The organism is Spirulina sp. CCY15215 (assembly GCF_016888125.1).
In the GTDB taxonomy this organism is placed as follows: domain Bacteria; phylum Cyanobacteriota; class Cyanobacteriia; order Cyanobacteriales; family Spirulinaceae; genus CCY15215.
Map to the genome: position 1 here is coordinate 1 of NZ_JACSWA010000311.1, position 8,911 is coordinate 8,911.

The window sequence follows — 8,911 nt, forward strand, 5'->3', positions numbered from 1 at the left end:
AACCCACGACTCCAGCCCCCCGTCCGCGCACGACAACGACCCCCACGACTCCAGCCCCCCGTCCGCGCACGACAACGACCCCTCCTCCTCCTCGACGGCCAATTAATATTAACTCCCGTCCCACTTCTAACCCTAGTTCGTCCTCAGAACCGGCCATTCCCACCTTTGAATAGAATCTCCAGGGTAGTCCCCAAGGGACTAGCCGTTTTTGAGCTAACTTTAACTTGCCTATTCTTACCCCTCCTTAGAAAAGGAGGGGTACTTTATTTTATTGCTAGTCCCTTACCAGTCCATTTCAAATCCCATCATTTGAGGAATTAATTGTAAGGTTCCAATTCCCAACTCCTCTGAGTCTAGAACGCGGGTTTCAAAGAGAGCCAACATATCTTTTAGCTTCGGATCGCCTCGGGAAGCCCCCGTTACACCCATTGCGATCACTAACCCGCAATGACCCTTGGTTTTTTCTAAACGTCGCTCCCAACTCTTTTTAGCCCTTAAGTGAGTAATATCATCGGCGATAAATTCGGAAAAAACATAGAGAACATCTGCTCCCGTTTTCACTAATCCTAAATCGTAAAGATTTTCAGCTAAAGGGTCTTCTCCTGGGGTAAAGGCGATCGCCTCAACTCCGCCCTCATTTTGAATGCGAGCGATCGCCTCTTTCGCCTTGGGACGAGAGGTTTGAATGAGGATAATCGGCAATCCTTCCCCTTCTTCAGGAAAATCACGAGGCTGATTATAAGCCCTCGGATTAGCACGTATTTTTGTGACCGTTGACCAAGGCAATAAGCCAATACTCACAAAAGAATTGTCAGGAAATAGATCGTCGCGAATTTCTGGCGTATCATCATCATCCTCCTCCTCCTCACCCATATCTAAAAGTTCATCAGTTAACTCTGGTAGTGTTGTTACGCCAATATCCAAAGTTTTGCTGGGGGAATCTCCGATCGGGAACTCAATGCTATAGCGTTCGTTTAAAGCGGGAATGCGCTCTTCATCTTCCATGATATCGCCATATTCTTCAAAAAATCTCACTAATGTTTTGAGAGCAGAATAAACAACAATTGCTTCCTCTTCATCCAAAAAAGTCCGTAACCCTTCATAAGGATGTAAACTCCCAAAAACAGGCATAATCTCATCAGAGGGCAAATCTGCTAAATTGGCATCTTCATCATCAAGATCGAAGTCAGAATCTTCGTCAGCTTCATAATTTAGGAATAAACAATCTTGAGATAAAAAGGCACTTTCCAGAGCTTCCATTGATTCTTGTTCGATGGCAGAAGCGCGAAATCGCTTTAGGGAACTTAAAGACCGATAGAGTAATACGCCATATTCCTGTTCCAACATTCCCAAGAGAGAAACATATAGCGTTTCTATATCTCCATAGTTGACTTCAAGGGCGAGAATATCGCAATCTTCTAAATATTCCCAAGGGGCAAGCTCCCAAATCTCCTCAGCTACCTCCCGTAACAGCTTGGCATATTGAGGGGGCAAGCGGGGAGGGCGGGCATTTTGGAACTCGGAGAAACTGCGAAACAGTTCGTCAATAATGGGTAATTCCGGTACATAATCGATGGCAATATCGAGGTTTTGCAGGGCTCCGCGTAAGAAAAACTGAACTTCGCGATCGCGCACGACGATTTTCTTCGGTCTGGCTGGTCTTCCTGGACTTTGGGGACTTTCAATCGCCCGTAGTAGGGTTCTGGCGATGGCCTCAACCCCAATTTCAGGGGAAATAACTTCCATCGCCCGCACCATTCCCTCGGAACCGTCTACCCAGAGAATACAGTCACCACCTTCACTACCACGATCCGGCTCATCGTTATTTAAGGCGGTAAGCGATCGCCGATCTCCCTCCCAAACACTAGAAGTTTGAGGAATTTTTTTCAATCGACGCAGGGTATTTGTGGGGAGATTGCTCATCATCAGAAAAATGGGTAGAAACCCTGTCCCGATCGCTATAGCGGAGGACGGCTTTGTATTTAGTCTCGTTATGAAGTTTATCTACTGTAGCGCGGAACAGTCATCAGTTACCAGTCAAATAAACAATAGGCAACGGGCAAAAAGCAAGAACCAATCGCGAGATAGAGAGAAATCGCGATGATGGATACGGTAAAATGGTTTTTAGAACAGTAAAATCAAGATTCCCATATTTATAGATTCTAGGAGTTTCTCTATCGATGACCCAAGCAACTCAAACGATTCAAAAAGGAATTCAACTCACACCAACAGCCTTAGAACATCTCCTGGTTCTGAGAAAACAACAAGGAAAAGACTTGTGTTTGCGGGTTGGCGTTCGCAATGGCGGTTGTTCGGGGATGTCCTACCTGATGGATTTTGAAGACCCGGCCAACATTCGCGAAGATGATGAAGTTTACGACTATGATGGCTTTCAGATCATTTGCGATCCCAAAAGTCTGCTCTATCTCTACGGTTTGGTTCTCGACTACAGCACGGCTTTAATTGGGGGCGGTTTTGAATTTACCAACCCTAATGCTAACCAAACCTGCGGCTGCGGCAAATCCTTCGGCGTTTAAACCCACTAATCACTAATCACTAATTACTCATCACTCCTATGGTTGAACCAGTTGCTTCTCTCTACGAAAATGGCTTAGAACGCTACAAAAATGGAGAAAGTGCGGAATCTCTCATTCCCGTTTTCAAAGAAATTTGCGATCGCTCCAAGAAAAATGCTACAGCTTGGTCGAGTTTAGCATGGCTGTATCTCTTGGTCGATAAGCCCCAGCAGGCATTGAAAGCAGCACAAAAAGGGGTGAAATTGGACAAAAATTCCCCCCAAGGTCACGTCAATTTGGCGATCGCGCTTTTAGAGACGGAAACAAAAGGGGTACGAGAACAAATCGAAATCGTCCAGAGAGTCATGTCCTTTAGTGCGGAAATTCGCCAAGAATTAGCCGAAAATATTGAAGATGGCTTGACCCGAAAACCCGACTGGGCTAGTCTGATTCGCGTTAAAAACTGGCTATTTACCTAAAATCACCATTTCTTCTTCTCTCTAAAAATGGCATCCCCCAAAATCCCTTTAATTGGCCTCAAAGCCGATTTCTTCCGACATCCCCTCGACTTGGCTGCAACCAATGCCTTAAAACAACTTCCTGGCATGGATGTAGTCATCCGCAGTTTGTTGGGTTCTGTGGCCGAGGATTTTTTCTACTTCAATAATATTGCTTCTAGTGTGCAGGTGAGCGATCGCCAACTTCCTCACCTACACGATTTACTCTTGGATGCCTGTAAAATCCTCGATCTCGATCCACCCCAACTTTATCTCCAGCAAAATCCCGTCCCCAATGCTTATACTTTTGCCATGCGAGGGAAAAAGCCGTTTATGGTTTTGCATACCTCCTTGGTGGAAATGCTGACCCCGGAAGAGATTCAAGCAGTGATGGCTCATGAACTGGGACATCTCAAGTGCGAACATGGGGTCTATTTAACCTTGGCTAATTTAATCGTTCTTGCTTCAAGTGTTCTGCCCATTTGGGGGTCTTTAATCGCCCAATCTTTACAAGAGCAAATGCTAGAATGGTTGCGCTGTGCTGAATTTAGCTGCGATCGCGCTGCTCTTCTCGCTACCCAAAATCCGCGCACGGTCATGTCAGTATTGATGAAATTAGCGGGAGGATCTCCCAGTCTCTCTCCCCTGTTGAATTTGGATGCTTTTATCGATCAAGCCAAAGATTACGACGAGATGAGCGCGACAGACCTGGGAGAAATGCTGAAAACAACTCAAAACAGCCAATTAACTCACCCCGTCCCCGTCCTTCGCGCCCGAGAAATCGAGCGATGGGCCAGTTCTCCTTCTTATCAAGACTTGCTAAGTGGGGGAAAATTAGGTTATAATGGCAAAACTGACGAAAAATCGGGCAAGTGGCGGAATTGGTAGACGCACTACACTCAAAATGTAGCGGCCTTTGGTCATGAGAGTTCGAGTCTCTCCTTGCCCATAAGAATAAAAACCCTAATGCTTTTATGGCTCAATTTTCGATACGATTATACGATCGAAACGAAACTTATATTTCCCAATGACCGATTGGAATAAAATTACTGCTGAATTAGATGGACTGGAGATCGTGACTGATGCTAGTCAAGTTGCCAAGTTATCTCTCGATTACTATCACTTCAGTCCTGTTTTACAAGCTCAACTTGCGGACAAACGTGCCGATCTGGTGGTTCGTGCTGCAAATGAGGAGGATGTTCTCAAAGTTGCGCGAGTTTGCGTTAAAAATCAGATTCCTTTAACAGTTAGAGGTGCCGGGACAGGTAATTATGGACAGTGCATTCCCCTTGAAGGAGGTATTGTTCTCGATCTAACTCCTATGAATAAAATTCACCGGATCGAACCCAGTTTGGCTAGTGTAGAACCAGGGGTTAAATTAGCAGCATTTGATAAGAAAGCAAGAGAAATTGGCTGGGAATTGCGAATGTATCCTTCAACTTATCGTACTGCAACTATTGGCGGTTTTATCGGAGGAGGAAGTGTTGGTGCGGGTTCGATTAATTACGGACAATTGCGCGATCGCGGTAATCTTCATGCTGTTCACATTGTGACAATGGAGGATAAACCGAGAGTATTAGAATTACGAGGGGATGAAGTACAACAAGTCAATCATGCTTACGGAACTAATGGCATTATTACCCTATTAGAAATTCCCCTTGCACCGGCTTATCCTTGGGCTGAATTAATTGTAACATTTGCTGACTTCCTAGAGGCGGCTAAATTTGGGCAGGCGATCGCCGATGCAGATGGTTTAGTGAAGAAATGGGTCAGTATTTTTGCTGCTCCCATTCCTACTTATTTTACCGCACTGAAAGATTATATTTCCCCAGAAGAATCCTCAGCTTTCCTGATGGTTGCTGAGTCTTCCCTCGAACCATTTTACGATTTAGTTAAGGAATGGGGTGGCAAAATTACTTACAAAAAAACGGCAAAGGAAGCGCAAAAAGGGATTAGTTTGGTTGAATTTGGCTGGAATCATACCACGCTTCTCGCTCGCAGCATTGACCCCAATTTAACTTATTTACAAACCTTTTATTGGGATTTAGAACGGGTCGAGCAAATGTATCGTTATTTTGGTGATGAGGTGATGATCCATTTGGAGTTTATTCGCGTAGGAGGAATGGCGATTCCCGCAGGTTTACAATTGCTTCGTTATTCAACAGAAGAACGCTTAAATGAAATCATTAAATATCACGAGGAAAATGGAGCAGGAATTGCTAATCCACACACTTATATTTTAGAGGATGGCGGACGAAAAACGATCGATCTGGTACAATTGGCGTTTAAGGAACGAGTTGATCCTTATGGGTTATTAAATCCAGGAAAAATGCGGGGGTGGTTAGAGAGAGAACAGTAATTAAGTTTGAGTTTTGGAGTTATAAAATCAATCAACGAAACTTGCCTCAAAAAAGATGAGGAGAAATAAAAATTACTCCAGGACTACCGATTCCCCACATCTTCGGTTAGCCTAGAGGTAAAGACCCCTCACCCCATTACCTCCTCCATGATAGAACTCGAACAAAAACTCGGTTTGTATCAAGTCTTTCTCAATCTTTATGAGAATAATCAAGGTTTGTTAAATGAGATTCTCCAATTAGAGAACAGTCACGATCGCAGCTTGACGCGATTAAGAGGAAAATATACCTATATTATTGGTGTTGTCGAAGACCAACGGGTTTATTTACTCGCTAATCTGATGGGTACCGGAAGCCAAAAACTCTTTCAACCCCAAAATATTTGGACGATCGGACGGGGACAAAAAGCGGGAATTTCTCTCCCAGACGATCGCCTCTCTCGCAATCATGCTGCAATTCAATATGTCCCCGATCGCGGCTTTTATTTACATGACTTAAATAGTACCAATGGCACCTATGTCAACCAAGAACCTGTCAGCGATCGCATTTTACTCCAAGACGGCGATCGGGTTCGTTTGGGGAATCTCGTTTTCTATTTTTCCTGTTGTCAAGAAACCCGACAACTTGTTAATACACCCCAAGAAATTATTAATACTTTAAACAAGTTGGAAAAATCGGCTTTTTCTCAAGAACAGAAAGAACTTCCTGAAACATCCGAACATAAAACCTGTTTTTTTCTCAGTGATGAAAATACAAAACCTGCTTTTAGGGATAATTCTGCACCAGAATTGAACCCCGTTCAACAGTCTGAAATTCTCGATCGCTTCTTCCATCAAAAGCGTAATAGTTTGTAGAAAATTGTCCCTTAGAAATTCCACAAAACGCTAAAATATAAGCCATCATCTTGAGCATTAGTTTGGCGATCGCTTAAATTGACTAAAGGATAAGCCAAATCTAAACGAACATTAAATCCTGGCAATACTTCCCAAATAAAACCCACACCAACCCCTGCAATAAAGGTTTGATCGGGAACGGGTTGGAGATTGGGATTATTGGGATTGTTCCAAACCCAGCCCAAATCGAAAAATGGTGCAACGATAAAAGTAGGATTTCCGGCTTCATTTCTCACTAAAGTCATGCGATCTTCCACGGAAAAACGCAAACCATTATCACCAAAGCGAGAGTTTTGCCGAAAGCCCCGCACGGATTGGCCACCACCGACGACAAACTGTTGAGAAGAAAGTAAAGGTTCCGTAGACAGTTGTAAATCGCCGGAAATAATCAAAAAGTTATTTTCATTTAAAACTTGAACGCGCTGTACTTGTAATAACCAACTTAAAAAGCGGCTATCGGGAATCGATCCTGAATTAATCGTTGCACCAAAAAGCCCCGTTCCCAAGCTGAATTGAGAACGCAAAGCCCAAGCACCAGCCGTATCGCGGCGAATATAGTCCTGTCCGAATTTAAAAATACTGGTAGTCGTTGTCCCATCGGCTTCCGGACCAAAGCCAAAGGGGGTCCCTCCGAGAAAGGTGAAAGTTTGTCCTGTTTGATAAGTGAAGCCCGCCGAAAGAGCAAATTCTTCGCGGGGGGTTTTGACGAGGGGTTGACGAAAGCTGATGTCATAAAGTGCAGAGTTACCGTGAATATCGAGGACGCTGAATTGCTCTTGAACGACATTATTACGGTTGAAAGAGGTTCTTAGTTGTAAGGTGCCGTCCATGGGGTTTAACGGCAGGCTATAACTAAAATCAAAGGTATCTGAACCTCCTCTAGTGGTGCGCTTGTAACTGAAAAAGGTGCTATCTCCGATCCCCGTGGTGTTCAGCCAACCCGCACTAAAGCCAAATCGTTCGGAACCAACACTGGGGGGAGAATAGTTATCGGAGCTAAAATTGGCACGAAAAGGTTTTGCTTCTGTGACGCGGACGATTAAAATACTTTGTACGGGAGTACTTCCGGTTCGCAAACTGGCTTCGATGTTTTCGATGAGGGGATTTGATCGCAACAATCGTAATTGGTCTTCTAATTTCCCGGTATTTAAGGGCGCACCGGCTCCTAACCAAACGCGATCGCGGATATAATCAGGTTTTAAATGTTGAATCCCTTCAACTTCAATTTTTTCGATGCTTCCTTCAAGGATACGAATCAAAATCTCCCCACTGGTTAATGAGTTAGTATCGAGAACAGCGCGAGAGGTAATATATCCTCGTTCGAGGTAATTTTCGGTAATGCTATCAGCAAGGATTTGTAAGGATTCCTCGCTCACACTGCGATCGAGATAAGGTTGAATGCGAGGAGCAAAATCTGCCTCGGAAAAGAGGGTACTACCTTGGATGAGAATGCGATCGACTTGAATCTCTCCATCCTCTGGAATGGCTGCTGGAGGAGTTGTTGGAGGTGTTTCCGGTTCTTCTGGCTCTTCCGGTTCGAGGGGTTCTACGGGTTCAATGGGTTCTGGAGGTTCGGGAATTTGGGCGAGTTTTAGGGTGTCAGTGAGATTTATTTCCCACAGGGAATCTTGAAGGCGATCGCTCGAAATGACTTCTGAAGAAAGAGTACTTGCTAGGCTTTCTGGAACTGTCAAGCAAACAATGCTCGAAATGCAAAGCAATAGCCAGGAAGGTTTAAGATTTATTAAGTGTTTTTGTCTCAGAAATACCTTTTGCCAGGACTGCATAATTGTCTTTGCTCCAATCTGAACGACTATTATAATCGCCTATATTTTGTTCTAACAGCTAAAAAATAGTAACGTCCGGATATTTATAATAATGAATTTTCAAACAATGGGCTATGCGATCGCGCTTCAAATTCTTTCCGGTGAAGTAAAACAGAATTAAGCGATCGCGTTTCTTCTTCTCATGGCACGCGACATCTCCCAAACTAATCCGACTAAATGTAAACTTTTGCAAATGGCTTGACTTTTTTCTAAAAAACGGTAACAATGGATACAGACAGAAAAAGAAATCGTTCATCTCTTCGGAATTAGTCAATAGCCAAGAGACGGAAGTAAGGAAATCTCCTGAAGGAACGCGCCTCACTCGAACATTTAAGGAAAAGGAGGCGGACATGAAACTTACATATCGTGGCGTTGCTTACGAATACAATCCAACTATTGTAGAAAGTCTTGACACTGGAGTTAGTGGCAAATATCGGGGCTTAGAATGGCGTTTTCGCAATCGCAAAGCACCAACTGCTCAAAAACCAACATTAGATTTGGTTTATCGCGGAGTCCCCTACACCCAAGGACAGGAAGCGCCTGCGGTTAAGGTTAATCCTACTCCCAGCATCGGACAACGGGCCCGCGCCCTGTTCTTGAACAAAGAACGTACAGAACTTAAACGTCAAGAATCGGTCTTGCTGCGATCGGAAGAGCGGGTTGGTTTATCTCACTAATTGATCGCGATCGCCTGCAAGCAAATATATTGCATAGATGCGATCGGAAAAACCTAAAGCTAGAGAGTGAGGGTTAGCCATTGATTTTAATCAATGGACATCGAACGCAACGGGTTTTAACCCGTCTTGCGTTACAATACTTCCA

The 8,911-nt window shown here is 44.1% G+C and carries 8 protein-coding genes, 1 tRNA gene and 1 riboswitch; of the genes, 7 read left to right on the top strand and 2 right to left on the bottom strand.

Features of this window, described 5'->3' with window-relative positions; all coding sequences use genetic code 11:
* Positions 1-282 precede the first annotated feature (282 nt).
* Positions 283-1,923 carry a hypothetical protein gene (locus JUI58_RS05135; RefSeq protein WP_348539841.1) on the bottom strand — a complete coding sequence of 547 codons (1,641 nt, stop codon included), beginning with the start codon at positions 1,921-1,923 and terminating at the stop codon, positions 283-285.
* A 257-nt stretch (positions 1,924-2,180) separates the two neighbouring features.
* On the opposite strand from JUI58_RS05135, the gene JUI58_RS05140 reads away from it, so the two are divergent.
* The 6 genes from JUI58_RS05140 to JUI58_RS05165 all read left to right on the top strand — a co-directional run bounded on the left by JUI58_RS05140 (position 2,181) and on the right by JUI58_RS05165 (position 6,224).
* Positions 2,181-2,537: an iron-sulfur cluster assembly accessory protein gene (locus JUI58_RS05140; RefSeq protein ID WP_204102679.1), complete on the top strand. Its 357-nt coding sequence runs from the start codon at positions 2,181-2,183 to the stop codon at positions 2,535-2,537.
* A 38-nt stretch (positions 2,538-2,575) separates the two neighbouring features.
* The gene (locus tag JUI58_RS05145; protein ID WP_204102680.1) at positions 2,576-2,995 is read left to right on the top strand and encodes a hypothetical protein; all 420 of its coding nucleotides are present in this window, start codon (positions 2,576-2,578) and stop codon (positions 2,993-2,995) included.
* A gap of 27 nt (positions 2,996-3,022) precedes the next feature.
* Positions 3,023-3,901, top strand: a complete 879-nt coding sequence (locus JUI58_RS05150; RefSeq protein WP_204102681.1) for a M48 family metallopeptidase — start codon at positions 3,023-3,025, stop codon at positions 3,899-3,901.
* Positions 3,880-3,962: transfer RNA gene (locus JUI58_RS05155), tRNA-Leu, on the top strand. Before JUI58_RS05150 ends, JUI58_RS05155 begins: the two co-directional genes overlap by 22 nt.
* Before the next feature lie 78 nt (positions 3,963-4,040).
* Positions 4,041-5,372, top strand: coding sequence for an FAD-binding oxidoreductase (locus tag JUI58_RS05160; protein ID WP_204102682.1), 1,332 nt, complete (start codon positions 4,041-4,043; stop codon positions 5,370-5,372).
* A 147-nt stretch (positions 5,373-5,519) separates the two neighbouring features.
* Positions 5,520-6,224: an FHA domain-containing protein gene (locus JUI58_RS05165; protein WP_204102683.1), complete on the top strand. Its 705-nt coding sequence runs from the start codon at positions 5,520-5,522 to the stop codon at positions 6,222-6,224.
* A gap of 11 nt (positions 6,225-6,235) precedes the next feature.
* Here the strand turns inward: JUI58_RS05165 and JUI58_RS05170 are convergent, their stop codons facing one another.
* Positions 6,236-7,957 carry a ShlB/FhaC/HecB family hemolysin secretion/activation protein gene (locus JUI58_RS05170; RefSeq protein ID WP_204102684.1) on the bottom strand — a complete coding sequence of 574 codons (1,722 nt, stop codon included), beginning with the start codon at positions 7,955-7,957 and terminating at the stop codon, positions 6,236-6,238.
* A 379-nt stretch (positions 7,958-8,336) separates the two neighbouring features.
* Positions 8,337-8,407: riboswitch (Glutamine riboswitch) on the top strand.
* A 32-nt stretch (positions 8,408-8,439) separates the two neighbouring features.
* Between JUI58_RS05170 and JUI58_RS05175 the strand changes: the two genes are divergently transcribed.
* Positions 8,440-8,766 carry a DUF4278 domain-containing protein gene (locus JUI58_RS05175; RefSeq protein ID WP_204102685.1) on the top strand — a complete coding sequence of 109 codons (327 nt, stop codon included), beginning with the start codon at positions 8,440-8,442 and terminating at the stop codon, positions 8,764-8,766.
* The last annotated feature ends 145 nt before the right edge of the window (positions 8,767-8,911 follow it).

Coding starts and splice junctions, on each gene's coding strand:
- JUI58_RS05135 (WP_348539841.1), bottom strand. CDS start 1,923: ATGAGCAATCTCCCCACAAATACCCTGCGTCGATTGAAAAAAATTCCT.
- JUI58_RS05140 (WP_204102679.1), top strand. CDS start 2,181: ATGACCCAAGCAACTCAAACGATTCAAAAAGGAATTCAACTCACACCA.
- JUI58_RS05145 (WP_204102680.1), top strand. CDS start 2,576: ATGGTTGAACCAGTTGCTTCTCTCTACGAAAATGGCTTAGAACGCTAC.
- JUI58_RS05150 (WP_204102681.1), top strand. CDS start 3,023: ATGGCATCCCCCAAAATCCCTTTAATTGGCCTCAAAGCCGATTTCTTC.
- JUI58_RS05160 (WP_204102682.1), top strand. CDS start 4,041: ATGACCGATTGGAATAAAATTACTGCTGAATTAGATGGACTGGAGATC.
- JUI58_RS05165 (WP_204102683.1), top strand. CDS start 5,520: ATGATAGAACTCGAACAAAAACTCGGTTTGTATCAAGTCTTTCTCAAT.
- JUI58_RS05175 (WP_204102685.1), top strand. CDS start 8,440: ATGAAACTTACATATCGTGGCGTTGCTTACGAATACAATCCAACTATT.